This window comes from Thermomonas alba (genome assembly GCF_022419205.1).
Classification (GTDB): Bacteria; Pseudomonadota; Gammaproteobacteria; order Xanthomonadales; family Xanthomonadaceae; genus Thermomonas; species Thermomonas alba.
In genome coordinates, this window is the sequence record NZ_JAJOZU010000002.1 from 495,935 (window position 1) to 519,122 (window position 23,188).

Here is a 23,188-nt window from a genome sequence, read left to right on the forward strand (position 1 = left end):
GCGCGCGCCGGGCGGGCACGAAAAAAACCGGCGCCGCGAGGGGGCGCGCGGCGCCGGTCGTCACAAAGATTTGGGCGTCCTGCCCGTCCGCCATCCCTGCGATGGACTCCCATGCTGCCCACCGTCGGTGACGGGCAGATGACGGAGGCGCGTTTGCGTGCGGGCGGCGGCTGCCGCTAGAGTGCGCGGCATGGAGCGGACGGGCACTTCGACGGGCACTTCCTGCGGGCATGGCGGGCGATGGTGGCGTGGCGATGCCGCCGCGTCCGCCCCTGCCGTATCGTCCAAGGAATCCCCCCGTGACCGTCCCCGCTTCGTCCCCGCAACAACGCTTCGCCCAGGCCGCTGCTGACGGCTACACCCTGGTCCCGGTGGTGCGCGAGGTGCTGTCCGACCTCGACACCCCGCTGTCGGTCTATCTCAAGCTGGCGGACGGCCCGCACACCTACCTGTTCGAGTCGGTGGAAGGCGGCGAGCGCTTCGGGCGCTATTCGATCATCGGCCTGCCGGCGCGGCGGGTGTACGAGTTCCGCGGTCATGCCCTGACCGTGCGCGAGCACGGCGAGGTGGTGGAGACGCGCGAAGTGGCCGATCCGCTGGCCGAGGTCGAGCGCCTGCGCGCGCAGCAGCGGGTGCCGGAGATCCCCGGCCTGCCGGGCTTCACCGGCGGTCTGGTCGGCTGGTTCGGCTTCGAATGCATCGAGTACATCGAACCGCGCCTGCGCGCCAACGCCAAGCCCGACGAGCTGGGCACGCCCGACATCCTGCTGATGCTCAGCGACGAGCTGGCGGTGTTCGACAACCTCAAGGGCCGGCTGTACCTCATCGTCCACGCCGACCCGCGCGCGCCGCAGGCGTGGGCGCGCGCCAACCGCCGGCTGGATGCGCTCACCCATCGCCTGCGCCACGGCGGCGCGCCGTATCCGGAAGTCTTGCAGCCGGCGGCGCTGGACGAGGCCGACTTCGTCAGCGGCTTCACCCGCGAGGGTTTCATCGCCGCGGTTGAGCAGGTGAAGGACTACATCCGCGCCGGCGATGCGTTCCAGGTGGTGCTCAGCCAGCGCATGAGCGTGCCGTTCCGCGCGCGCCCGGTGGATGTGTACCGCGCGCTGCGCGCGCTCAATCCGTCGCCGTACATGTATTTCCTCGACGTCGGCGGCACCCAGGTGGTCGGCTCCTCGCCCGAGATCCTGGTGCGCCAGCAGGGCGGCAAGATCACGGTGCGCCCGATCGCCGGCACCCGCCCGCGCGGGCGCACGCCGGAGGAAGATGCGGCGCTGGAGGCCGAGCTGCTGGCCGACCCCAAGGAGCGCGCCGAGCACCTGATGCTGATCGACCTCGGCCGCAACGATGCCGGGCGGGTGTCGCAGGCGGGCAGCGTGGAGGTGCGCGAGCGCTTCGTGATCGAACGCTACAGCCACGTCATGCACATCGTCAGCGAGGTCACCGGCCGCCTGCAGGAGGGCCTGAGCTATACTGACGTGCTGCGCGCCACCTTCCCTGCCGGTACCGTGTCCGGCGCGCCCAAGATCCGCGCGCTGGAGATCATCCGCCAGCTCGAGCCGGTCAAGCGCAACGTGTACGCCGGCGCGATCGGCTACATCGGCTGGCACGGCGATGCCGATACTGCCATCGCCATCCGCACCGCGGTGATCCAGGACGGCCGCCTGCACGTGCAGGCCGGTGCCGGCATCGTCTACGACTCCGATCCCGCGAAAGAGTGGGAAGAGACCATGAACAAGGGCCGCGCCCTGTTCCGCGCGGTGGCGCAGGCGGCCCGCGGCCTGTAGCCGCGGCGCGCCGGCTGCGCGGCCTGGATGCCACCGCGGCCCGGGTCAGCGCCGGCGAGCTCGGCCTGCGCGCGCCGCTCGACCACAGCGGCGACGCGTTCGACCGGGTGGCGTCGCGTTTCAACGCCATGCTCGATCGCATCGAGGAGCTGCTGGATGGCGTGCGGCATGCCACCGACCACATCGCGCACGACCTGCGCACCCCGCTGACGCGGCTGCGCAATCGCCTGGAAGACTTGCGCCAGCAGGTCAGGCAGCCGGAGCTGCTGGCGCACCTGGATCGCGCAGTGGCCGAGACCGATCAGCTGTTGCAGTCGTTCGGTGCCCTGCTGCGGCTGGCGCGGATCGAAGCGCAGACGCTGGATGCGGATGCGCCGCCGGTGGCGCTCGCCGAAGTGGTCGAGGATGCGGTCGATCTGTATGCGCCGATCGGTAGCGAGCGCGGGATCCGGCTGCGGGTGCAGCTGGCGGAGGCGCGCGTGCGAGGCGATCGCGACCAGCTGTTCCAGCTGACGGTGAACCTGCTCGACAATGCCTTGAAATATGCGCATCCCGCCAGTGAGGTCGAGGTGACGCTGGAGACGCTCGCAAACGAGGTGTGCCTGCAAGTCGCCGATCATGGCCCGGGCATCCCCGCGAGCGAGCGCGAGCGCGTGTTCGACCGTTTCCAGCGGCTGGAGGAGCATCGCGGCTCGCCCGGCATCGGACTGGGGCTGAGCCTGGTGCGCGCGATCGTGCGCCACCACGGTGGGCGCGTGCTGCTGCTGGACAATGCCCCCGGACTGCGGGTGCAGGTGCTGCTGCCGGTGGCCTGACGCGGTCGCCCGGGCGCTTGCGCTATTCTGGGCGATTCTTGAATCACCCGTCGCGAGGCGCAGGCCGGCATGCTGCTGATGATCGACAACTACGACAGCTTCACCTACAACCTCGTGCAGTATCTGCAGGAGCTGGGGGCCGAGGTGCGGGTGGAGCGCAACGATGCGCTGAGCGTGGCCGAGATCGAAGCGCTGGCGCCGGAAAAGATCGTGATCTCGCCGGGGCCGTGCACCCCGAACGAGGCCGGGGTGTCGCTGCAGGTGATCGCGCAGCTGGGCGCGCGCATTCCGATCCTCGGCGTCTGCCTCGGGCACCAGAGCATCGGTCAGGCTTATGGTGGGAGGGTGGTGCGCGCCGGGCGCATCATGCATGGCAAAACCTCGCTGATCCGGCACCGCGGACAGGGCGTGTTCGCGGGCCTGCCGGACGGGTTCGAGGCGACCCGCTATCACTCCTTGGTGGTGGATGGCGCAAGCCTGCCGGCTTGCCTGGAAGTCACCGCGTGGACCGAACACGAAGATGGTTCGAGGGAGGAGATCATGGGTCTACGCCATCGTGAGCATCCGGTGGAGGGCGTGCAGTTCCATCCCGAATCCATCCTCACCCAGCATGGGCACGCCATGCTGAAAAACTTTCTGGAGCGTTGAGATGGTGGCCTCGCCTGCTGTCGCTGCCGGCGCCCAGCCGCCCGCGCTGCGGCTGTTCGTGGTGCTGCTGGGTGGGCGCCATGCGCGCGCCAATACCGAAGTGCACGACGTGGTGTTCGCGGTCGCGCCGGAGATCGGCGCTACCCATACCCAGCTGCGCGCGCAATGGTTCGGCGCGCCCGAAGGGCTGCATATCGATGCCTGGATGATGGTGCACGGGGTGGAGGACCGCCAGGTACGCTTGCTGCCGGAGCCGCCGGCGGCCGATGCGCCGCGCCTTTACTTCGCCAATCTCGGCGGCTACCAGGCCGGGGTGTTCGGCGAGGACCATCGCTATCTGCTGGTGGTGGCCCATGATCTGGCCGAGGCCAAGCGCAAGGCGCTGCGCCAGGCCGCAGCGGACTGGGTGCAGCCGCACCGCGACGCCCTGTTCGAGGTGGATGCCTGCGTGCCGCTGGGCCCGATCGGCGGCCTGCACCTCCACCTGCTGCCTGGCCCACACGCTGGCATCGAAAGCCATAGCGCCTACATTCCATTGTCCTGAAACGTTTTTTGCCGCATGTCGATCACTCCCCAGCAAGCCCTGCAGCGCACCATCGAGCACCGCGAGATCTTCTTCGACGAGATGGTGGATTTGATGCGCCAGATCATGCGCGGCGAGGTCAGCCCGGCGATGACCGCAGCCATCCTCACGGGCCTGCGCGTCAAGAAGGAGACGGTGGACGAGATCGCTGCCGCGGCTACGGTGATGCGCGAGTTCGCGCTGCCGGTGGAGGTGGCCGACAAGACCCATCTGGTGGACATCGTCGGCACCGGCGGCGACGGCGCGCATACGTTCAACATCTCCACCTGTGCGATGTTCGTCGCCGCCGCCGCAGGCGCGCGCGTGGCCAAGCACGGCAACCGCAGCGTGTCCTCGAAGTCCGGCAGCGCCGATGCGCTGGAAGCGCTGGGTGCGGTGATCGAGCTGTCTCCCGAGCAGGTCGCGCAGACGATTGCGCAGACCGGCATCGGCTTCATGTTCGCGCCCATCCATCACCCGGCGATGAAGGTAGTGGCGCCGGTGCGGCGTGAGATGGGCGTGCGCACCATCTTCAACATCCTGGGGCCCCTGACCAATCCGGCAGGCGCCCCCAACATCCTGATGGGCGTGTTCCACCCCGACCTGGTTGGCATCCAGGCGCGCGTGCTGCGTGAACTGGGCGCCGAGCGCGCGCTGGTGGTCTGGGGGCGCGACAACATGGACGAGATCACGCTGGGCGCCGCGACTCTGGTCGGCGAGCTGCGCGACGGGGTGGTGCGCGAGTACGACATCCATCCCGAGGATTTCGGGATTTCGATGTCGGCCAGCCGCAACCTGCGGGTGGCCGATCCTGGCGAGTCGATCGCGATGCTGCACGGCGTGCTGGATGACCAGCCCGGCCCCGCCAGCGACATCGTCGCGCTCAATGCCGGCGCCGCCTTGTACGTGGCCGGAGTGGCCGACGATATTGCCGACGGCCTCGCCCGCGCCCGCGCGGCGATCGCCGACGGCAGCGCGCGCGCACGCATGCAGCAGTACGTGGCCGCCACCCGCGCGCTGGCTGGCCACGCCTGATTACCGCCACCTCAATCGACGGAAGCAATCGCCGTGACCACCATCCTCGACACCATCCTCGCCCGCAAGCACGAAGAGGTGGCCGCGCGCCGCGCGCGGCTGCCGCTGGATGAGCTGCGCGCGCGCGTCGTCGATGCTCCGCCGCTGCGCGGCTTCGCCGATGCGGTCGCCGCCAAGATCGCATCCGGCCAGCCAGCGGTGATCGCCGAAGTGAAGAAGGCCAGCCCGAGCAAGGGCGTGATCCGCGCCGACTTCGACCCGGCCGCCATCGCACGCAGCTACGAAGCCGGCGGTGCGGCCTGTCTGTCGGTGTTGACCGACGTCGATTTTTTCCAGGGCAGCGACGACTACCTGCGGCAGGCGCGCGCCGCCTGCGCGCTGCCGGTGCTGCGCAAGGACTTCGTGGTCGATGCCTACCAGCTGTATGAGGCGCGCGCGCTGGGCGCGGACTGCGTGCTGCTGATCGCCGCCGCGCTCGACGATGCGCGCCTGTCGGAGTTCGCTTTCCTTGCCGCCGAGCTGGGTCTGGACGTGCTGCTGGAAGTGCACGATCTGGACGAGCTGGAGCGCGCGCTGCCGGTCCCGGCGCGCCTGTTGGGCATCAACAACCGCAATCTGAAGACCTTCGACGTCTCGCTGCAGACCACGCTCGACCTGAAACTTGCAGTACCAGCAGACCGCGTGCTGGTCACCGAAAGCGGCATCCACACGCCGGACGACGTGGCGCGGATGCGCGCGGCCGGCGTGCATGCCTTCCTGGTGGGTGAGGCCTTCATGCGCCAGCCCGATCCGGGCGCGGCGTTGCGGGCCTTGTTCGCATGACGGCGACATACCCGGCCCCGCGGGACGGTGCGCCGCTGGTGGTGTTCGACTTCGATCACACCCTGTACGACGGCGATTCCGGCAGCCATCTATTCAAGTGGCTGATCGTGCGCGCCTGGTGGCGGCGGCTGTTGGCGCTGCTGCTCGCGCCATTCGCAGGGCCGCTGGTGGCGTTTTTGCCGACTCGGCGCGCGGGTATCTCCGCGTTCGTCTGGGCCGGAACCCTCGGCGTGCGCGACCGCGCCGCGCTGGATGCCTTGATCGACCGTTACGTGGCGCTGCATGCGGGCGCGATCCGGGCGCGGCTGCTGCCGGTCGCGCTGGACGTGTTCCGGCAGCACCGCGCGCGCGGGGACCGCGTGGTGGTCGCCACCGGCGCGCCGCCCGAGCTGGCGAGGGCGATCCTCGCTCTGGCCGGGCATGGCGACGTGCCGGTGATCGGCACCCTGCTGGCGCCGCGACTGGGCGGCTTTTGCGCGCGGCGGCACTGCCACCACGCGATGAAGATGGCCATGATCCGTGAAGCCGGCTATACCCAGCCGGTGGCGCAGGCCTATTCCGACAGCAGCGCCGACCTGCCGCTGCTGCAGGCCGCGGCGCAGCCAGTGGTGGTCAATCCGAAGCGCGCACGGGTGGCGATGTTCCGGCGCGTGCTGCCGCCGGGCACGCCGATCCTCAACTGGGGTTGCCCCGGCCGTGGCGGTGACCGCGTCGCCTGAGCTGCCCGCGAGCCCGGCTCAGGCCGAGCCCAGCAACTTGACGAAGCGCACCGAGCTGTCGCTGTAGCCGCAGGCGCGGTAGAACGCGTGCGCCTCGGTGCGCTGGGCGCCGGAGGTCAGCTCGATCCGCGCAGCGCCGCCGGCGCGCGCACGGCGCTCGGCTTCCTTCAGCAGGGCGCGGCCCAGCCCCTGCCCTTGAGCGCCGGCGCTCACCACCAGCGCGGTGACGCGGCAGGTGGTCGTGCCCAGCGGCAGGTAATACATGAAGTCCAGCGCCACCAGGCCGCACACCGCGCCATTGCGGCGCGCCAGGATCAGCGCTTGACGCTCGTTGGCGAGGATCGCGCTGATGCGTTCGCTGGCCTCGGCCGTATCGCAAGGGTAGCCCAGCTCGCACAGCAGCCGGGCGACGTCGTCGGCGTCGCCGAGTACGGCCGGACGCAGATCCACATCGAGCGCGCCGGGGCCGGGAGAAAAAGCATGGCTCATGCGCGCATCACTCCCTGGGGCTAGCGGGTGCCGTACACCACCACGGTCTTGCCGCGGGCGTGCAGTTTGCCGTCCGCCTGCAGCTTCTTCAGGACCCGCCCGGCCATCTCGCGCGAGCAGCCCACCAACCGCGCCAGCTCCTGGCGCGAGACGCGCAGCTGGGTGCCCAGCGGGTGGCTCATCGCGTCCGGTTCGCGGGCGAGGTCGAACAGGGTGCGGTAGATGCGGTCGGAGACGTCCAGGAACGCGAGCCGGCCTGCCTTGCGGCTGGTGTCCAGCAGGCGCTGGCTGATCTGCGCGCCGATCGAGTAGAGCAGGCGGGTGGCGTCGTTGGCCTGCGCCGCGAGCAGCGCCTGCAGACGCTCGTGGCTGATCTCGGCCAGCTCGCAGGCGGTGCGAGTACGCAGGGCCACGCCGCGCTGATCGGTATGCACGAACAGGCCCATCTCGCCGACGAACTCGCCCGGACCGATATAGCCGAGCACCAGTTCGCGCTCATCGCTCTCTCTCGCGATGATGCTGACCGAACCGGAGAGGACGTAGTACAGCGTGCCGGCCGGGTCGCCAGGACTGAAGACCTCGGCGCGCGCCGGATATCGGCGGCGGTGGCAGTTGGCGATGAAGCGCTCGATGGTGCCGGCATCCGCCAGCAGCGGGCTGGTCGCGGGCGTCTTGGCGGGCTTCGGGAAAGTGCTGCTCATATGGATGGGCGCCTGTGAATGCGCAAGCTTAGGCACAACCGGCGCGGCGGCACAACCGGCGCGGCCGGGCAAATCCCCACGCCCTGCAGTGGTCTGGCGGCGTGCGCTGGCCCATGCCGATCGCGCTCTTTTGCCGCATAATCTCGCCTTCTGTCTCGTTCCTGCCGGATCCAATGCCGTGGTCAAGCCGTTGCCGCGCCTGAAGCTCCAGGGCTTCAACAACCTTACCAAGTCGCTGTCCTTCAATATCTACGACGTGTGCTACGCGGCGTCTGAAGACGAGCGTCGCCGCTACATCGAGTACATCGACGAGGAATACAACGCCGACCGCCTGACCCAGATCCTCACCGACGTGGCGGAGATCATCGGCGCGAACATTCTCAACATCGCGCGCCAGGATTACGACCCGCAGGGCGCCTCGGTCACCATCCTGATCTCCGAGCAGCCGGTGATCGACAAGGCCGATGCCAAAGGCGTGATCTCGGACGCGGTGGTGGCGCACCTGGACAAGTCGCACATCACCGTGCACACCTACCCGGAGACCCATCCGGACAACGGCATCGCCACCTTCCGCGCCGACATCGACGTGTCCACCTGCGGCGTGATTTCGCCGCTGAAAGCGCTGAACTACCTGATCGAGAGCTTCGAATCCGACATCGTGGTGATGGACTACCGCGTGCGCGGTTTCACCCGCGACATCAAGGGCAAGAAGCACTACATCGATCACAAGATCAACTCGATCCAGGATTACCTGGCCAAGAACGTGCGGTCACGCTACGAGATGCTGGACGTGAACGTCTATCAGGAAAACATCTTCCATACCAAGATGCACCTGAAAGACTTCGACCTCGATCAATACCTGTTCGAGGAGAAGGCGCGCAACCTGTCGTTCAAGGAGCGCATGAAGATCGAGGCGCGGCTCAAGCGCGAGATCGAGGAGCTCTACCACGGCCGCAATCTGCTCGATTGACGGCCCTGAAGGCGGTGCCGCGCGCCCGGCCGGCGGCGTGAGCTGGCGTGTACAGTTCCGAGCGCGGCCGGCGCATTCCGCGCGCTAGTCGCGCACGTGGCGCGGTCAGATCCGGTATGCCACCGCCTTCATCACTTTCGACATGCCCGCCATCAGCGCCGGGATCGGCATCGGCAGGCGGCGTGCTCCCGCCGCCCGTGCGTTGTCGGCGTGGCGGGCTTCGTCGTCCTTCATCACTGCCAGGATCGCGCGGCTGCGCGTATCGGCCGGCGGCAGCGTCTGCAGGTGCTCGGCCAGGTGCGCTTCGACCTGGCGCTCGGTCTCGACCACGAATCCGAGGTTCCAGCCGTCGCCGCGCAGGCCGGCGGCGACGCCGATCGCAAAACTGCCGGCGTACCACAGTGGATTGAGCAGACTGGGGCGGCTGTGCAGTTCACGCAGGCGATCCGCGCACCAGGCCAGATGATCGGTTTCTTCCTGCGCGGCTTGCAGCAGGTGGGCGCACGTGGCCGCATCGCGTGCCACCGCAGCCTGGCCGACGTACAGCGCCTGCGCGCAGACTTCGCCGGTGTGGTTGATCCGCATCAGCCCGGCGGCATGCTGGCGCTGGCGGTCATCCAGCACGGGCTCAGGCTCGCTCTGGCCGGGGTTGGGACGCGTCGCGCGCGGTGAGCCCAGCAGGGTAGACAGGGCGTTCTGGGCCGCGTCCAGCAGGCGATCCAGGGGGTCGAGGTGGCGACAGGCATTCATCCTCACATTTTAGCCGGGCCGCCCGGAACGCTTGCCCGGCAGATGGGGGACTTGCGCTGGCCGGCGCGAGGACGTATATTTCCGCTTCTTTCCCGCCTGGGCTTTGGTCAGCGGCCGGCGTGAAAAACAACGCGAGGCGACGTTCCGGCGACCGGAACCAGCCCGACCAGGCACCCTAGAAGAGTTCGTCATGAAGACTTTCATCGCCAAAAACGAGACCGTCCAGCGCGACTGGTACGTCGTCGACGCCACCGGCAAGACCCTGGGGCGTCTGGCCGCAGCCCTGGCTTACCGCCTGCGCGGCAAGCACAAGCCCGAGTTCACCCCGCACGTCGATACCGGCGATTACCTGGTCGTGATCAACGCCGACAAGATTGCGGTCACCGGCAAGAAGCTGCAGGACAAGCTGTATCACCGCTTCACCGGCTATGTCGGCAACCTCAAGACCGAGACCCTGGCGCAGGCGCTGGAGCGCCATCCCGAACGCGTGATCGAGATCGCGGTCAAGGGCATGCTGCCGAAGGGCCCGCTGGGCCGCGCCATGTACCGCAAGCTCAAGGTCTATGCCGGCCCTGAGCACCCGCACGCTGCCCAGCAGCCGCAGCCGCTCGACATCTAAGGTCCGATCATCATGGCTATCACCCAGAATTACGGCACCGGCCGCCGCAAGTCCTCCACCGCTCGCGTGTTTCTGCGCAAGGGCAGCGGCAACATCACCATCAACGACCGTCCGCTGGACGAGTACTTCGGCCGCGAGACGGCGCGCATGATCGTGCGCCAGCCGCTCGAGCTGACCCAGACCACCGACAAGTTCGACGTCATCGTCACCGCCAGCGGCGGCGGCACCACCGGTCAGGCCGGTGCGATCCGCCTGGGCATCGCCCGCGCGCTGGTCGAGTACGACGAGAACCTGAAGCCCGAACTGCGCAAGGCCGGGTTCATGACCCGCGATGCGCGCGAGGTCGAGCGCAAGAAGGTCGGTCTGCACAAGGCCCGTCGCGCCACCCAGTACTCCAAGCGCTAAGCCTGGCATTTATGATGGAGCTCCCGCGCCCGCGCGGGGAGTTCATCCATCGGGTGCATTTGAGGGTACAATCTGCTGCATAGCCCCGTCGCCAAGTGGTAAGGCACCTGACTCTGACTCAGGCATTCGGTGGTTCGAATCCATCCGGGGCTGCCATCTTCGAAGCCAAAGCCCGCCGCAAGGCGGGCTTTGGCTTCGTAGCGACCGCGCGTGCGGCTGGCGCCGGACCGCGCTCACAGCAGGCCGCGTTCGGCCAGCGAGGTCGGGGCGCCGTCGCCGATCACGAAATGATCGAGCAGGCGGACGTCCACCAGCGCCAGCGCCTGCCGCAGGCGTGCGGTCAAGGCACAGTCGGCCGCGCTGGGCTCGGGATTGCCGCTGGGATGGTTGTGGCCCACGATCGCGGCGGCCGCGCCGTGCGCCAGCGCGCGCTGTACCACGATGCGCGGATGCACCTCGGCGCCGTCGATGGTGCCGCGGAAGAGTTCCTCGAACGCCAGTGCGCGATGCCGGCTGTCGAGATACAGCACCGCGAACACCTCATGACCCAGTCCACGCAGGCGCTGGGCAAAGTAGCGCCCGGCCGCGCCAGGATCGGTGAGCGCCTCGCCGCGTTCCAGCCGCGCCGCCAGATGGCGTTGCCCCAGTTCCAGCGCCGCCGTCAGCAGGCATGCGCGGGCCGGGCCGATCCCGCGCAGACGCAGCAGGGTCTTGGGGTCATGATCCAGCAGCCGGCGCAGGCCGCCGTGCTCGGCGAGCAGCCGACGGGCGGCGCCGACCGCATCCTCGCCGGCCGTGCCCGAGCCGAGGAAGAGCGCCAGCAGTTCGGCGTCCGACAGCGCACTTGCGCCGCGTGCGAGCAGCTTTTCGCGGGGACGTTCTGTGCTGGGCCAGTCGCGGATGCGCATGGCGGCACAGCCTGCGCCGGTGTCTGCCCTCCCGCTAGCAGAAGAAGGCGCAGCATCGGGTAAGCTGGCGTCCGGTGAAACTGTCGGGAAATGGCCTGATGCAGGTTCAGGATGCTCACGAAGGCTCCCTGCGCGTGCTGCTGTGCGTATGCGGTGGAATCGCCGCCTACAAGGCGGCCGAGCTGGTGCGCCGTCTGCGCGATGCCGGCGCCGAGGTGCAGGTCGCGATGACCGAGAACGCGCAGCGCTTCGTCAGTGCGCAGACTTTCCAGGCGCTCTCGCATCGGCCGGTGCGCACCTCGCTATGGGATGCCCAGGCGGAAGCCGCGATGGGGCATCTGGAGCTGGCGGGCTGGGCGCAGCGGGTGGTGGTGGCGCCGGCCACCGCCAACATGCTCGCCAAGCTGGCGCATGGGCTGGCAGATGATCTGGTCAGCACCCTGTGCCTGGCCAGCGAGGCGCCGCTGCTGCTGGCGCCGGCGATGAACCACCGCATGTGGCGGCATCCGGCGACCCAGGCCAATGTCGCGACCCTGCGTGCGCGCGGCGTGCGTCTGGTCGGGCCCAATGACGGGCCGCTGGCCGAAGGGGAGTCCGGCCCCGGACGCATGGCCGAGCCCGCCGAGATCGTGGCCGCGCTGGGAGCGTCGGCATGAGCGGGGCGCTTGCCGGGCGCCGGCTGCTGGTCAGCGCCGGCCCGACCTACGAAGACCTCGACCCGGCGCGTTTTCTGGGCAACCGCAGCAGCGGCAAGATGGGGTTTGCGATCGCCGCGGTCGCCGCCGCGCGGGGTGCGCAGGTGGTGCTGGTGGCCGGCCCGGTGCATTTGGCGACGCCCGCCGGGGTGCAGCGGATCGATGTGCGCAGCGCCGCGCAGATGCACGCGGCGGTGATGCAGGCGCTGCCCTGCGATGCCTACATCGGCGCCGCGGCGGTGGCGGACTTCACCCCGCGCGCGCCATCGGCGAGCAAGATCAAGAAGCAGCCTGGGCAGGATGTATTGGTGCTGGAACTGGTGAAGACCCGCGACATCCTGGCCGAGGTGGCCGCCAGCCCGCAGCGGCCGCGTTTGGTGGTGGGGTTCGCAGCGGAGACCGACCACGTGGCGGACTACGCGCGCAGCAAACTGCAGCGCAAGCGCCTCGATCTGATTTGCGCCAATCGGATTGGATGCGCCGGCGGCGGGTTCGAGTGCGACGACAATGCGCTGCTGGTGATCGATGCCACCGGCGAACGCGCGCTGGGCCCGGCATCGAAACGCGAACTGGCGGACCAGCTGTTGGACATCGTGGCGGAGCGACTGGCATGAGCGCGCACGTGCTACAGGTGAAGGTGCTGGATCCGCGCTTCGGCCGCGAATGGGCGCTGCCGGCCTACGCCACCGCGCACAGCGCGGGGATGGACCTGCGCGCCGCGCTGGAGGCCCCGCTCCGCCTGGAGCCCGGCGCGAGCGCGCTGGTGCCGTCCGGGCTGGCGATCCACATCGCCGATCCTGGGCTGTGCGCGATCATCCTGCCGCGCTCCGGGCTGGGTCATAAGCATGGCATCGTGCTCGGCAATGGCACCGGCCTGATCGATGCCGACTACCAAGGGCCGCTGCTGGTGAGCCTGTGGAACCGCAGCGGGCAGGCGTTCGAGATCGCGCCTGGGGATCGCATCGCCCAACTGGTGCTGCTGCCGGTGGTGCGCGCGGTGCTGCAAGTGGTGGATACTTTCGAAGAGAGCGCGCGCGGGCAGGGCGGCTTCGGCCATACCGGCGTGCGCTGATGGGGGAATCGCATGGCTGTGTTCGGATTGGGGCGCAAGGACAAGGACGACGCAGATGCCGATGCACCGCGCGGGCTGCAGTTCGACCCGCTGCAGGCGGCCAGGCTGCTGCCGTGGCTGGTCGCGCTGCTGCTGGTGCTGGGCACGTGGTGCCTGGCCGCGGGCGGGCTGCGCCTGCGCGATGAAACCCGCCAGCATGCGCTGGAGATCGCGCGTGACGACGCCGTGGCGTCGGTGCGACGGGTGTTGAGTGAGCAGCGGCAGACGTTCGCCGCGCGATTGGCCGCGCGCGAGGTGACGGCCGCGATCGCCAGCGGTGACCGCCAGGCGGTGGCGAGCGCCCTCAGGCAGGGATGGCGGGAGGTGGCCCGCGCCGAGGTCTGGCCGACGGCGGATCTGGACGGCCTGTATGCCGGCCTGCCGCGGACTGGATTCGGCACCCTGGCGGTCATCGAGGAGGCCTTGTCCGGTGGCAAGGCCAGCAGCCGCATCGTGCAGTCGCGTGGCCAGCACCGACTGGCGCTGGCCGCACCGGTGCAAGGCGCGGCCCCGATGGTGGTCTATGTCGAACTGCCGTTGACCCGCCTGGAAAGTGGGATTCAGGCCCCGGTCTTGCCCGATGGGACCTATCTGGCCCTGCGGCAGGGCCAGCGCAGCGTGATCGAGCGCGGCGAGCATGCATTGGGCGATGCGGCCGAAGCGATGGCCGCGCGTGTTCCCGACAGTGACCTGCGCATCGCCGCGGCGGCTCCCGACATGGCGGCGACCCCGTTCGGCCTGGAGGGCATTCCCGCGCTCGCGTTGGGGGTGATCCTGCTGGCGGTCGCGGGGGTGCTATGGCTGCGGGTGCGGCCGCGCCTGCTGGCGCTCGGCGGCGTCGTCGAGGTCGAAGCCGGGCCGACCCTGGCCGACCTGCAGCAGGAGCTGCCGGCAGCCGAGCTGGCGCCGAAGGTGAAGGTGCGCGAGCACGACCGCCCCGAGCACGCGGCGCGGGTACCGGTGGTGATCGACCACCGCATCTTCCGCGCGTACGACATCCGTGGCGTGATCGGGCATTCGCTGGATGCCGGGGTGGCCGAGCTGATCGGCCAGGCCATCGGCTCGGTGATGGCCGAGCAGGGGCTGGACACCATCGTGGTCGGGCGCGACGGCCGCCTGTCCGGCCCGGACCTGGCGCAGGGCCTGATCCGCGGCCTGCGCAAGGCCGGCCGCAACGTGATCGACATCGGCATGGTGCCGACTCCGGTGGTGTATTTCGGCACGTATCACTTGCGCACCGGCTGCGGGGTAGCGATCACCGGTAGCCACAACCCGCCCGACTACAACGGCTTCAAGATCGTGGTCGGCGGCGAGACCCTCTCCGGCGACGCGATCAAGGATCTACATGCGCGAATCGCCGAGGACCGCCTGCTGCAGGCGGAGGTCGAAGGCACCCTGGACGAGCGCGACATCAGCGAAGACTACGTGCAGCGCATCGCCGGCGACATCCAGATCGGGCAGCCGATCAAGGTGGTGGTGGATGCCGGCAACGGCGCTGCCGGTCTCCTTGGCCCGCGCGTGCTGGAAGCGATCGGCGCCGACGTCACTCCGCTGTTCTGCGAAGTCGATGGCACCTTCCCCAACCATCATCCGGACCCGAGCGATCCCCACAACCTCGATGCGCTGGTGCAGATGGTGCAGCGCCTGGATGCCGACCTTGGCGTTGCCTTCGACGGCGATGGCGACCGCCTGGGGGTGGTCACGAAGTCCGGCAAGACGATCTTCCCCGACCGTCTGCTGATGCTGTTCGCGGCGGATGTGCTGGAGCGCAATCCGGGCGCGGTGATCGTGTACGACGTGAAGTGCACCGGGCGGCTGGCGACCCATGTCCTGCGCCACGGCGGCAGCCCGCTGATGTGGAAGACGGGCCATTCGTTGATCAAGGCCAAGATGCGCGAGGTGGATGCCGCGCTGGCCGGCGAGATGAGCGGCCATTTCTTCTTCGCCGAGCGCTGGTACGGATTCGACGATGGCCTCTATGCCGCGGCCCGTCTGCTGGAGATCCTGGATGCGCGCGGCGAGGCGCCGGAGGCGGTGTTCGAGGCATTGCCGGACGGCGTGTCCACTGCCGAGCTCAAGGTCGAGCTGCCGGACGGAGGCGACCCGCACGAGTTCGTCGAGCGCCTGCGCCTGACCGCCGGGTTCGAGGGCGCGCGCATCACCACCCTCGACGGTGTGCGCGCAGACTGGCCGGATGGCTGGGGCTTGGTGCGCGCCTCCAACACCACGCCGGTGCTGGTGATGCGCTTCGATGCCGAGACCGCCAGCGGCATGGCGCGCATCCAGCAGGCGTTCCGGGACAAGCTGCTGCAGCTGGAGCCGGATCTGCGCCTGCCGTTTTGAGACCGCCACGACCGCGCGCCCGTGGGCGAGCGGCCCGCGCAGGGAGGATTACTGGTCGTGGGTGTTCGTGGGCGCTGTCGGGGCGCTGGCGCTGCTTGCCGTGCCGCCCTTCATCTCGCGGTAGCGGCGCAGGGAGTCGGCAAGCTCGCTCTCCAGCGCGGCGCGGTCTTGCTCCTGCGCTGCCAGGAGCTGGCGCTGGCGCAGCAGATCGGCATGCTGCTGCTGGATGGAGCGGGTCAGCCGCGGCGGCACCGGGGTGCCAGCGAGCTCCTGGTCGCCGGCCTGCCGCAGCTGCGAGAGCAGGCTGGCCTGCAGGGTGGTGATGCTCAGCTTGCTGGCCTTGATCGATTCATCCAGCAGCGCGGTGCGCTCGCCATAGGCGCGGCGCAAATCGGCTTCGGTCAAATAGGACTCGACCATCGCCAGGTCGCGCCGTTTCTGCATGGCTTCGGCTTCGGCCTGACGACGCGCGGCTTCCGCGGCCTGCTGCGCGGCGCTGCGTTCCTCCTCGCTCAGCGCGCGATCCACCTTCGCGGTGGGCAGCCCGCTCTTGATGCTGATTTCGGTACGCGCGTTCGCGGCGGCGGAGGCAGGCAAGGCATCGCCGCAGATCTTGCGCCCGTTGTCCTCCCAGCAGTAGATCTTCTTCTGCGGTGGCGCGGTCTGGGCAGCGACATGGCCAGCGCCGGCAAAGCCGATGGCGATGGCGGTGAGCAGGCGGAAATGATGCGACATGGACGGCCCCCCGTGGCTGCTGCCTCAGCGTATCAAACCATTCCGTAGCGCGCGCGGTAGGCCAGCAGGGCGTCGCGGTGGGCGGCCAGCGCGGCGGTTTCACCGGCGAAGTCCAGCAAATCCGACAGGGTGGCCACGGCGATCACCGGAATCCCGTGCTCCGCCGCCACCGCCTGCGCCGCCGACTCCGCCGCGTCCTCGCGCACGCGCTCCTGGCGATCCAGCGCGATCGCGATCCCGGCGGGAATGCCGCCCGCCTCGCGGATGCTCGAGAGCGCCTCCCGGATCGCGGTGCCGGCAGTGATCACGTCATCCACGATCAGCACGCGGCGCCCGGCCAGCTTTGCTCCGATCAGGTGGCCACCCTCGCCGTGCGTCTTGGCCTCCTTGCGGTTGAACGCCAGCGGCAGGTCGCGGCCACGGCGCGCGTACTCGCAGGCCAGCGCGGTGGCCAGGGGAATGCCCTTGTAGGCCGGGCCGAACACCAGCTCGAAGTCCAGTCCGGCGGCGTCCACCGCATCCGCATAGCAGGCGGCGAGTTCGGCTAGCAGGCGTCCGGTATCGAAGCGTCCGGCGTTGAAGAAATAGGGGCTGATGCGGCCGGACTTCAGGGTGAACTCGCCGAAACGCAGCGCCTCGGCGCGCACGGCCAGCTGCAGGAAGCGATGGCGATGATCGGACATAAATGAGCGGGATGCTGCGCGGAGCGCCAAGGTTACCCCATGGAACCGCTATCCTTCCCGGATGCGCATTCTCACCTTCAACGCCAACGGCCTGCGATCGGCCGCCTCCAAAGGCTTCTTTGCGTGGTTCGCCGGCCAGGGCGTGGATGTCCTGTGCGTGCAGGAAACCAAGGCGCAGGAGCATCAGCTGCGCGACGCCGCGATGCTTCCCGACGGTTACCGGGCGTGGTTCAAGGACGCCTCCACCAAGAAAGGCTACAGCGGCGTGGCGATCTACAGCCGGCGTGAGCCCGACGAAGTGCGCACCGCCCTGGGCTGGGCGCCGTTCGATGACGAAGGGCGCTATATCGAAGCGCGGTTCGGCTGCCTGTCGGTGGTGAGTCTCTACATCCCCTCCGGCAGCTCGGGTGAGGCGCGCCAGCGCTTCAAAGAGGAGGTGATGGACTGGCTGAAGCCGATTCTGGCGCAGTGGCTCGCCAGCGGGCGCGAATATGTGCTGTGCGGCGACTGGAACATCGTCCGCGCGAAGAACGACATCAAGAACTGGAGCAGCAACCAGAAGAACTCCGGCTGCCTGCCGCACGAGCGCGCCTGGCTCAACGGCCTGATCGCCGACGACTGCCACGACGGGTTGATCGTGCCGCCCGCGCATGGCTGGAAGGACGCCTTCCGCGTCGTCAAGCCCGATGCGGTGGAATACACCTGGTGGTCGCAGCGCGGCAATGCGCGCGCCAACAACGTCGGTTGGCGGATCGACTATCAGCTGTGCACGCCGGGGATCGCCGCCGGCATCCGCAGTGCCGAGATCTTCCCCACGCCGAAATTCTCCGATCACGCGCCGCTGCTGGTGGAGTATGCGCGATGAGTGGCGACCGTCCGTCCGTTTGGCGCGCGTTCGCGCAGCCGGCAGCGCGCACCATGTTCTTCTTCGGCTTTTCCTCGGGGCTTCCATTCCTGCTGGTGGCTGGCACCCTGGCACTGTGGCTGAAGGACGTCGGCATCGTGCTGAAAGACATCACCATGATCGCCAGCGCCGGCATGCTGTATGCGCTCAAGTTCGTGTGGGCACCGCTGCTCGATCACTGGCGGCTGCCGGGCTTCGCCCGTCTGGGGCGCCGCCGCGGCTGGCTGCTGGCCGCGCAGCTCGGGGTCATCGTCAGCCTGCTGGCAATGGCGGTGCTGACGCCGGCGCAGCTGGGGCCGTTCGTTGCGGCCACGCTGGCGGCGGCATTTTTCGGTGCCACCCAGGACATCGCGGTGGATGCCTACCGGATCGAGATCGCGCCAGTCGCGGACCAGGGCCCGCTGGTGGCGACCTATTCGCTGGGCTACCGGATTGGCTTGATCTTGGCCGGCGCGCTGGCGGCGATCATGGCCGACCACCTGCGGTGGCCGGTGGTGTACATGACGATGGCCGCGGCCATGCTGGTGCCGATGATCGCCACGCTGCGCGCGCGCGAGCCTGAGGTGGTGCTCGCAGCGCCGCGATCCTGGCGGCAGGCAATGGTGGATGCGGTGGTGGACCCATTCGCCGATTTCTTCCGCCGCTATGGGCTGGGGTTGGCACTCACGCTGCTGGCCTTCATTCTGCTGTTCAAAGTGCCCGAGCAGGCCACGGTGGGCGGCATCATGGGCCCGTTCTATCTCGACCAGGGGTTCAGCAAGACCCAGATCGGCTCGATCACCAAGCTCTGGGGCGTGTGGGTGGGCATTCTCGGCGTGTTCTGCGGTGGCGCCCTGGTGGCGCGGCTGGGTGCCTGGAAATCGTTGGGATTGATGATGCTGGTGTGCGGCAGCTGCAATCTGCTGTATCTGCTGCTGATGGCGCACAAGGGTGACCTGTGGGTGCTGACCGCGGTGATCTCGGTCGAGAACTTCACCCTTGGCATGCTGGGGCCGCCGACGGTCGCGTTCCTGTCGGCGCTGGTCAGCCGCGCGCACACCGCCACCCAGTACGCCCTGCTCAGCTCGCTGGTGAACCTGCCGGGCAAGATCCTCGGCTTTTTTGCGGGTGGGATCGTGATGGCCACCGGCTATGGCATGTACTTCGTCATCACCGTACTGGCATTGGTGCCGGCGCTGCTGCTGTACGCATGGCTGACGCCGGTGCTGCGCCGGCGGGTGTTCGCCGCGGCAGCAGATCAGGCCGGATAGAGCGCGCCGAGTATCCGCGGCCCGGCCGCGCCGGTCACCGTCGGAAGATTCCCCGGGCGCCGCGCGAGATGTTCGCGCGCCAGCCAGGCGAAGGCCATGGCTTCGACGAAATCCGGATCCAGCCCATGTGCGGCGCTGGATTCGATGCGCATCTCCGGCAGCGCCTCGGCCAGCGCCGCCAGCAGGCGCGGGTTGTGCACGCCGCCACCGCATACGATCACCCGTCGCGTTCGTGGCTGGGTGGCGCGCAGGGCATCGGCGACGGTGCGCGCGGTGAGCACGAGCAGCGTCGCCTGCACGTCGGCCGGGGCTTCGTCACCGGCCAGCGCGGCGTCCACCCAGTCGAGATGGAACTGGTCGCGGCCGGTGGATTTGGGCGGCGGCGCGCCGAACCACGGCTCGGCGAGCAGCCGCGTCAGTAGCGCATGATCGACACGCCCCTGCGCTGCGAACGCGCCGTCGGCGTCGAACGGCTGGCCGGTATGACGCAGGCACCAGGCGTCCATCAGCCCGTTCGCGGGGCCGGTGTCGAAGCCGCGTACGGTGCCATGCGCCGGCAGCAGGGTCAGGTTGGCGATGCCGCCCAGGTTCAATACCGCGCGGTCTTCGTCCGGTGCGTGCAGGGTGGCGGCATGGAACGCGGGCACCAGCGGCGCGCCGTGGCCGCCGGCGGCGACATCGCGGCGGCGGAAGTCGGCCACTACCGGCAGCCCGCAGCGCTCGGCGATCACATGGGCATCGCCCAGTTGCAGCGTGAAGGGCACCTCGCCCTGCGGGCGGTGGCGCAGCGTTTGGCCGTGTGAGCCGATCGCGACGATCGCGCGCCGCGCAATGCCTGCGGCCGCGATCAGTGCATCGGCGGCGCTCGCAAAGGCGCATCCGATGCGCACATCGAGTTCGCCTACTTCGTCCAGGGTCAGCGCCTGCGCCTGCTGGCCCAGCGCGAGCAGGCGCGCGCGCAGTTCGCAGTCCCATGCAAACGTGCGCCCGCAGACGAGCTCGGGGCGTGGATGCGGGCCATCGCCATGGAAGCGCACCAGCGCGGCATCGATGCCGTCGGCGCTGGTGCCAGAGATCAGGCCGAGGAACAACTCGGCGCGGGAATCGGGCGCGGACATGCCGCGCAGTATCGCATCAGTGCCTGGCTCAGCCGCGGCTGCGCTTGCCGGCGGCCTGGGCCTTCTTGCCCGTGGGCGCGGCGCTGGCCACGCGGCTGCCATCGTCGAGCTGGAACACCACGTTCTCGACCTCGTGGATCTTCTCCAGCGCGCGGCGGGTTTCGCTCTTGAATGCCACCAGATCAGCCCCGGACAGCGGCGCAGGCGGCGGCAGGGTCATCTTCAGCGGATTCATGTGCACGCCGTTGACCCGGAACTCGTAGTGCAGGTGCGGGCCGGTGGCCAGCCCGGTGCTCCCCACGTAACCGATCACGGTGCCCTGCGCGATGCGCTGGCCGACATGGATCTTGGCGAAACGCGACATATGGCCGTACAGGGTGGTCTTGCCGCCGCCATGATCGAGAATCACCACGTTGCCATAGCCGCCCTGATGGCCGACGAAAGCCACCCGCGCATCGCCCGCGGCCTGGATCGGAGTGCCGGTCGGCGCGGCGTAATCCACGCCTTTGTGCATGCGGAAGCGCCCGAGGATCGGATGGTTGCGGCCGCCGAAGCCGGAGGTCAGCCGCGCATACGGGATCGGCATGCGGATGAATGGACGGCGCAGGGAGCGGCCGTCGGCGGTGAAATATTCCGGCTTGCCGTCGCGCATGAAGCGGAAGGCGCTCTTGACCTTGCCGTCCACGGTGAACGTGGCTGCCAGCACCGGCCCGGTGTTGACCAGCACGCCGTTCTTCCAGGTTTGATCGACTACCACGCTGAAGCGGTCGTTTTCGCTCAGGTCCGAATCGAAGTCGATGTCGTACTTGAACATCTCATCGGTGAGCTGGTTGATCTGCGCACTGCCCAGCCCGAGCTTGCGCGCAGAAGCGAACAGCGACTTGCCTACCTCGCCGGTCAGGACCACGGTGCGGGTGGTGATCTCCACCGGCACCGCGCGCTCGCGCAGTGCATCGCCGTCGAACTCCAGCTCGATGGGGGTATCGCCGATGCCTGGGCCTGGCTCCAGCCGCATCGCGCGCACCGTGCCATCGGCCGGCAGGTTGAAGCTCAGTTCGGTGCCCGGGCGCAGCTTGCGCAGGGTGGGCTTGATCTTGGGATGCTGCATCACCCGCGCCAGCTGATCGTAAGGGATGCCCAACTCTTCGAATACGCCGCTCAGGGTCTGGCCGGGCTTGAGGGTCACCGTCTGCCAGTGATCGTCGCTGAGCTGGCTGGCCCGGCGCGGCAGTTTGGGCAGGGTCAGCTGCAGCGTCATCTTCTGCAGCTGCGGATTGGCACGGGTGTCCAGGACGCTGGAGAAGCCAGGCACGATCGCGGCCAGCAGCACGCCGATGGTAGTCAGAACGCTGGCATGCGCCCACTGGCGGCGCGACCAGCGACCCTGGAAGGGATGAGACGAAAGGGGGCGGCCCGGACGATCGGCATTGACGCGTGCGCGTTCGAGATTGCCTCGGCGCACTGCGTCACGACTCGGATTCGTCATTATTTCCTTCCTCGCGTCTGCGCAGGGATGACGCGCTACCATAGACAGGCGTGGAACATGCGTCAACCCGTTGAATCTCCGAAACTTTTTGGGGCGCGCGGGTTAACGGCGCTTTAACATTGACCGAATCGTGAATGCGGCAGATGCCGCAGGAGGCCATGCCTGTGTCCGAACCCCTATCTGCCGAGATCGCCTCGGCGCTCGCACTTATCGCCCGCGGCAGCGAGGAGATCCTCAAGCAGGAGGAGCTGGCGTCGCGCCTGGCGCTCGGCCGCCCGCTGAGAATCAAGGCCGGCTTCGATCCGACTGCGCCCGACCTGCATCTCGGCCACACCGTCCTGCTCAACAAGATGCGCCAGTTCCAGGACCTCGGGCACCAGGTGATCTTCCTGATCGGCGACTTCACTGGGATGATCGGCGACCCCACCGGCAAGAGCGCCACCCGCAAGCCGCTCTCGCGCGAGGACGTGCTGGCCAACGCGCAGACGTATGCCGAGCAGGTGTTCAAGGTGCTGGATCGCGAACGCACCGAGGTGCGCTTCAACAGCGAATGGTTCGGGCAAATGGGCGCCGCCGACATGATCCGGCTGGCGGCCCAGCACACCGTGGCGCGCATGCTCGAGCGCGACGATTTCGCCAAGCGCTACGCCGCGCAGCAGCCGATCGCCATTCACGAGTTCCTGTATCCGCTGGTGCAGGGCTACGACTCGGTCGCGTTGAAGGCGGACGTCGAGCTGGGCGGCACCGACCAGAAGTTCAACCTGCTGATGGGACGCGGCCTGCAGGAGCACTACGGGCAGCCGCCGCAGGTGGTGCTCACCATGCCGCTGCTGGAAGGGCTGGATGGCGTGCACAAGATGAGCAAATCGCTCGGCAACTACATCGGCATCAATGAGCCGGCGATCGACATCGTCACCAAGACCATGAAGATCGGCGATGCGCTGATGTGGAAGTGGATCGACCTGCTAAGCTTCGAGATCGGGATCGATGAAGCGGCGCGGCTGCGCGCCGAGGTTGAGGCGGGCGCGCTCAATCCTCGCGACGTCAAGCTGCGGCTGGCGCGCGAGCTTGCGGCGCGCTTCCACGGCAGGGATGAGGCCGAGCGCGCGATCGCCGGCTGGCATGCCGCGGTGCGTGGAGAAGGTGATCTGAGCAGCCTGCCGCTACAGGACGTGGTGGTGCCGGCGGAAGGGTTGCGGATCGCCGCATTGCTGGTCGCGGCCGGGCTGATGCCCAGCAACTCCGAGGCCAACCGCAAGCTCAGGGAGCGTGCCGTGCGCGTGAATGGTGAAGTGTTCGAGGATGCCGCACGCGTATTCGTGCCCGGTTTCGAGGGCGTGCTGGCGGTGGGCAAGCGTAACTTCGCGCGCGTGCGTCTGGTTGCTGTTGCATGAGACGTGCTCGCGAGGATGCGCGAGCGATGGGTGATGAGCGATGCATGAACGCGCGCGAAATGCACGATCCATTGCAGTGACGTCAAGACTTCCCAAGCGTGGATGGATAGAGCAAGATGCGCGCCCTTGCCGAGGGGCTATGGTTTCCGAGGCGGGGTGGTAAAGAAGTTCATCGCGGGGTGTTGACAGTCGTCGAAACTCCTGTATGATGGGCGGCTCACTCGGGCGCTGATGCG

23 protein-coding genes, 1 tRNA gene and 1 pseudogene are annotated in these 23,188 nt (G+C 68.6%); 17 read left to right on the forward strand and 8 right to left on the reverse strand.

Annotated elements, in window-relative coordinates:
• Positions 1 to 383: 383 nt before the first annotated feature.
• From trpE to ML342_RS04805, 7 genes are all read left to right on the forward strand, one after another.
• Positions 384 to 1,790: an anthranilate synthase component I gene (trpE, locus tag ML342_RS04775; RefSeq protein WP_439655157.1), complete on the forward strand. Its 1,407-nt coding sequence runs from the start codon at positions 384 to 386 to the stop codon at positions 1,788 to 1,790.
• Between the two features lie 128 nt (positions 1,791 to 1,918).
• On the forward strand, positions 1,919 to 2,605 hold the full coding sequence (locus ML342_RS04780; protein WP_240125779.1) for a sensor histidine kinase: 687 nt from the start codon (positions 1,919 to 1,921) through the stop codon (positions 2,603 to 2,605).
• Positions 2,606 to 2,674: 69 nt separating this feature from the next.
• Entirely contained in the window at positions 2,675 to 3,253 is a 579-nt protein-coding gene (locus ML342_RS04785; RefSeq protein ID WP_240125780.1) for an anthranilate synthase component II, read from the forward strand.
• A 1-nt stretch (position 3,254) separates the two neighbouring features.
• A complete protein-coding gene (locus tag ML342_RS04790; RefSeq protein ID WP_240125781.1) occupies positions 3,255 to 3,797 on the forward strand; it encodes a DUF1543 domain-containing protein in 543 nt (180 codons plus the stop codon).
• A 15-nt stretch (positions 3,798 to 3,812) separates the two neighbouring features.
• Positions 3,813 to 4,850 carry an anthranilate phosphoribosyltransferase gene (trpD, locus tag ML342_RS04795; protein ID WP_240125782.1) on the forward strand — a complete coding sequence of 346 codons (1,038 nt, stop codon included), beginning with the start codon at positions 3,813 to 3,815 and terminating at the stop codon, positions 4,848 to 4,850.
• A 33-nt stretch (positions 4,851 to 4,883) separates the two neighbouring features.
• Positions 4,884 to 5,672, forward strand: coding sequence for an indole-3-glycerol phosphate synthase TrpC (trpC, locus tag ML342_RS04800; protein ID WP_240125783.1), 789 nt, complete (start codon positions 4,884 to 4,886; stop codon positions 5,670 to 5,672).
• The gene (locus tag ML342_RS04805; RefSeq protein ID WP_240125784.1) at positions 5,669 to 6,391 is read left to right on the forward strand and encodes a haloacid dehalogenase-like hydrolase; all 723 of its coding nucleotides are present in this window, start codon (positions 5,669 to 5,671) and stop codon (positions 6,389 to 6,391) included. The genes trpC and ML342_RS04805 overlap by 4 nt, the downstream gene beginning before the upstream one ends.
• Positions 6,392 to 6,409: 18 nt before the next feature.
• Here the strand turns inward: ML342_RS04805 and ML342_RS04810 are convergent, their stop codons facing one another.
• Both ML342_RS04810 and crp read right to left on the reverse strand, forming a co-directional pair.
• A complete protein-coding gene (locus ML342_RS04810) occupies positions 6,410 to 6,880 on the reverse strand; it encodes a GNAT family N-acetyltransferase (RefSeq protein WP_240125785.1) in 471 nt (156 codons plus the stop codon).
• A 20-nt stretch (positions 6,881 to 6,900) separates the two neighbouring features.
• Positions 6,901 to 7,581, reverse strand: coding sequence for a cAMP-activated global transcriptional regulator CRP (crp, locus tag ML342_RS04815; protein ID WP_240125786.1), 681 nt, complete (start codon positions 7,579 to 7,581; stop codon positions 6,901 to 6,903).
• Positions 7,582 to 7,759: 178 nt separating this feature from the next.
• Here crp and speD point away from each other — a divergent pair, with 178 nt between their 5' ends.
• Positions 7,760 to 8,551, forward strand: a complete 792-nt coding sequence (speD, locus tag ML342_RS04820; RefSeq protein WP_240125787.1) for an adenosylmethionine decarboxylase — start codon at positions 7,760 to 7,762, stop codon at positions 8,549 to 8,551.
• A gap of 105 nt (positions 8,552 to 8,656) precedes the next feature.
• On the opposite strand, the gene coq7 is transcribed toward speD, so the two are convergent.
• Positions 8,657 to 9,301, reverse strand: a complete 645-nt coding sequence (gene coq7, locus ML342_RS04825) for a 2-polyprenyl-3-methyl-6-methoxy-1,4-benzoquinone monooxygenase (RefSeq protein ID WP_240125788.1) — start codon at positions 9,299 to 9,301, stop codon at positions 8,657 to 8,659.
• 190 nt (positions 9,302 to 9,491) lie between these two features.
• Between coq7 and rplM the strand changes: the two genes are divergently transcribed.
• The 3 genes from rplM (at position 9,492) to ML342_RS04840 (ending at position 10,481) form a co-directional block, all read left to right on the forward strand.
• On the forward strand, positions 9,492 to 9,920 hold the full coding sequence (rplM, locus tag ML342_RS04830) for a 50S ribosomal protein L13 (RefSeq protein WP_240125789.1): 429 nt from the start codon (positions 9,492 to 9,494) through the stop codon (positions 9,918 to 9,920).
• 12 nt (positions 9,921 to 9,932) lie between these two features.
• A complete protein-coding gene (rpsI, locus tag ML342_RS04835; protein ID WP_240125790.1) occupies positions 9,933 to 10,325 on the forward strand; it encodes a 30S ribosomal protein S9 in 393 nt (130 codons plus the stop codon).
• An 81-nt stretch (positions 10,326 to 10,406) separates the two neighbouring features.
• Positions 10,407 to 10,481: transfer RNA gene (locus tag ML342_RS04840), tRNA-Gln, on the forward strand.
• A 77-nt stretch (positions 10,482 to 10,558) separates the two neighbouring features.
• On the opposite strand, the gene radC is transcribed toward ML342_RS04840, so the two are convergent.
• A complete protein-coding gene (gene radC / locus ML342_RS04845; RefSeq protein ID WP_240125791.1) occupies positions 10,559 to 11,233 on the reverse strand; it encodes a RadC family protein in 675 nt (224 codons plus the stop codon).
• Between the two features lie 98 nt (positions 11,234 to 11,331).
• On the opposite strand from radC, the pseudogene coaBC reads away from it, so the two are divergent.
• From coaBC to ML342_RS04860, 3 genes and pseudogenes are all read left to right on the forward strand, one after another.
• Positions 11,332 to 12,542, forward strand: a pseudogene (gene coaBC, locus ML342_RS04850) (bifunctional phosphopantothenoylcysteine decarboxylase/phosphopantothenate--cysteine ligase CoaBC).
• Complete coding sequence (dut, locus tag ML342_RS04855) at positions 12,539 to 13,000, forward strand: dUTP diphosphatase (protein ID WP_240125792.1); 462 nt, start codon at positions 12,539 to 12,541, stop codon at positions 12,998 to 13,000. Before coaBC ends, dut begins: the two are co-directional and overlap by 4 nt.
• 12 nt (positions 13,001 to 13,012) lie before the next feature.
• Positions 13,013 to 15,382 carry a phosphomannomutase/phosphoglucomutase gene (locus tag ML342_RS04860; protein WP_240125793.1) on the forward strand — a complete coding sequence of 790 codons (2,370 nt, stop codon included), beginning with the start codon at positions 13,013 to 13,015 and terminating at the stop codon, positions 15,380 to 15,382.
• Positions 15,383 to 15,430: 48 nt separating this feature from the next.
• Here ML342_RS04860 and ML342_RS04865 read toward each other — a convergent pair whose 3' ends face one another.
• Positions 15,431 to 16,117: a hypothetical protein gene (locus ML342_RS04865; RefSeq protein WP_240125794.1), complete on the reverse strand. Its 687-nt coding sequence runs from the start codon at positions 16,115 to 16,117 to the stop codon at positions 15,431 to 15,433.
• Positions 16,118 to 16,149: 32 nt separating this feature from the next.
• A complete protein-coding gene (gene pyrE / locus ML342_RS04870; protein ID WP_240125795.1) occupies positions 16,150 to 16,800 on the reverse strand; it encodes an orotate phosphoribosyltransferase in 651 nt (216 codons plus the stop codon).
• Between the two features lie 61 nt (positions 16,801 to 16,861).
• On the opposite strand from pyrE, the gene ML342_RS04875 reads away from it, so the two are divergent.
• Positions 16,862 to 17,665, forward strand: coding sequence for an exodeoxyribonuclease III (locus ML342_RS04875; protein WP_240125796.1), 804 nt, complete (start codon positions 16,862 to 16,864; stop codon positions 17,663 to 17,665).
• On the forward strand, positions 17,662 to 18,954 hold the full coding sequence (locus tag ML342_RS04880) for an AmpG family muropeptide MFS transporter (protein ID WP_439655150.1): 1,293 nt from the start codon (positions 17,662 to 17,664) through the stop codon (positions 18,952 to 18,954). Before ML342_RS04875 ends, ML342_RS04880 begins: the two co-directional genes overlap by 4 nt.
• Here ML342_RS04880 and ML342_RS04885 read toward each other — a convergent pair.
• Entirely contained in the window at positions 18,942 to 20,072 is a 1,131-nt protein-coding gene (locus tag ML342_RS04885; protein ID WP_240125797.1) for an anhydro-N-acetylmuramic acid kinase, read from the reverse strand. The genes ML342_RS04880 and ML342_RS04885 overlap by 13 nt on opposite strands.
• A 28-nt stretch (positions 20,073 to 20,100) precedes the next feature.
• The gene (locus ML342_RS04890; RefSeq protein ID WP_240125798.1) at positions 20,101 to 21,558 is read right to left on the reverse strand and encodes a M23 family metallopeptidase; all 1,458 of its coding nucleotides are present in this window, start codon (positions 21,556 to 21,558) and stop codon (positions 20,101 to 20,103) included.
• Between the two features lie 164 nt (positions 21,559 to 21,722).
• Here ML342_RS04890 and tyrS point away from each other — a divergent pair, with 164 nt between their 5' ends.
• Positions 21,723 to 22,952, forward strand: a complete 1,230-nt coding sequence (tyrS, locus tag ML342_RS04895; RefSeq protein WP_439655151.1) for a tyrosine--tRNA ligase — start codon at positions 21,723 to 21,725, stop codon at positions 22,950 to 22,952.
• Positions 22,953 to 23,188: the final 236 nt, after the last annotated feature.

What these genes read in the sequence shown, in the direction of transcription:
- ML342_RS04780 (WP_240125779.1), top strand. Translation starts at nt 1,919, where the DNA reads ATGCTCGATCGCATCGAGGAGCTGCTGGATGGCGTGCGGCATGCCACC.
- ML342_RS04785 (WP_240125780.1), top strand. Translation starts at nt 2,675, where the DNA reads ATGCTGCTGATGATCGACAACTACGACAGCTTCACCTACAACCTCGTG.
- ML342_RS04790 (WP_240125781.1), top strand. Translation starts at nt 3,255, where the DNA reads ATGGTGGCCTCGCCTGCTGTCGCTGCCGGCGCCCAGCCGCCCGCGCTG.
- trpD (WP_240125782.1), top strand. Translation starts at nt 3,813, where the DNA reads ATGTCGATCACTCCCCAGCAAGCCCTGCAGCGCACCATCGAGCACCGC.
- ML342_RS04805 (WP_240125784.1), top strand. Translation starts at nt 5,669, where the DNA reads ATGACGGCGACATACCCGGCCCCGCGGGACGGTGCGCCGCTGGTGGTG.
- ML342_RS04810 (WP_240125785.1), bottom strand. Translation starts at nt 6,880, where the DNA reads ATGAGCCATGCTTTTTCTCCCGGCCCCGGCGCGCTCGATGTGGATCTG.
- crp (WP_240125786.1), bottom strand. Translation starts at nt 7,581, where the DNA reads ATGAGCAGCACTTTCCCGAAGCCCGCCAAGACGCCCGCGACCAGCCCG.
- coq7 (WP_240125788.1), bottom strand. Translation starts at nt 9,301, where the DNA reads ATGAATGCCTGTCGCCACCTCGACCCCCTGGATCGCCTGCTGGACGCG.
- rplM (WP_240125789.1), top strand. Translation starts at nt 9,492, where the DNA reads ATGAAGACTTTCATCGCCAAAAACGAGACCGTCCAGCGCGACTGGTAC.
- rpsI (WP_240125790.1), top strand. Translation starts at nt 9,933, where the DNA reads ATGGCTATCACCCAGAATTACGGCACCGGCCGCCGCAAGTCCTCCACC.
- radC (WP_240125791.1), bottom strand. Translation starts at nt 11,233, where the DNA reads ATGCGCATCCGCGACTGGCCCAGCACAGAACGTCCCCGCGAAAAGCTG.
- dut (WP_240125792.1), top strand. Translation starts at nt 12,539, where the DNA reads ATGAGCGCGCACGTGCTACAGGTGAAGGTGCTGGATCCGCGCTTCGGC.
- ML342_RS04860 (WP_240125793.1), top strand. Translation starts at nt 13,013, where the DNA reads ATGGCTGTGTTCGGATTGGGGCGCAAGGACAAGGACGACGCAGATGCC.
- ML342_RS04865 (WP_240125794.1), bottom strand. Translation starts at nt 16,117, where the DNA reads ATGTCGCATCATTTCCGCCTGCTCACCGCCATCGCCATCGGCTTTGCC.
- pyrE (WP_240125795.1), bottom strand. Translation starts at nt 16,800, where the DNA reads ATGTCCGATCATCGCCATCGCTTCCTGCAGCTGGCCGTGCGCGCCGAG.
- ML342_RS04875 (WP_240125796.1), top strand. Translation starts at nt 16,862, where the DNA reads ATGCGCATTCTCACCTTCAACGCCAACGGCCTGCGATCGGCCGCCTCC.
- ML342_RS04880 (WP_439655150.1), top strand. Translation starts at nt 17,662, where the DNA reads ATGAGTGGCGACCGTCCGTCCGTTTGGCGCGCGTTCGCGCAGCCGGCA.
- ML342_RS04885 (WP_240125797.1), bottom strand. Translation starts at nt 20,072, where the DNA reads ATGTCCGCGCCCGATTCCCGCGCCGAGTTGTTCCTCGGCCTGATCTCT.
- ML342_RS04890 (WP_240125798.1), bottom strand. Translation starts at nt 21,558, where the DNA reads ATGACGAATCCGAGTCGTGACGCAGTGCGCCGAGGCAATCTCGAACGC.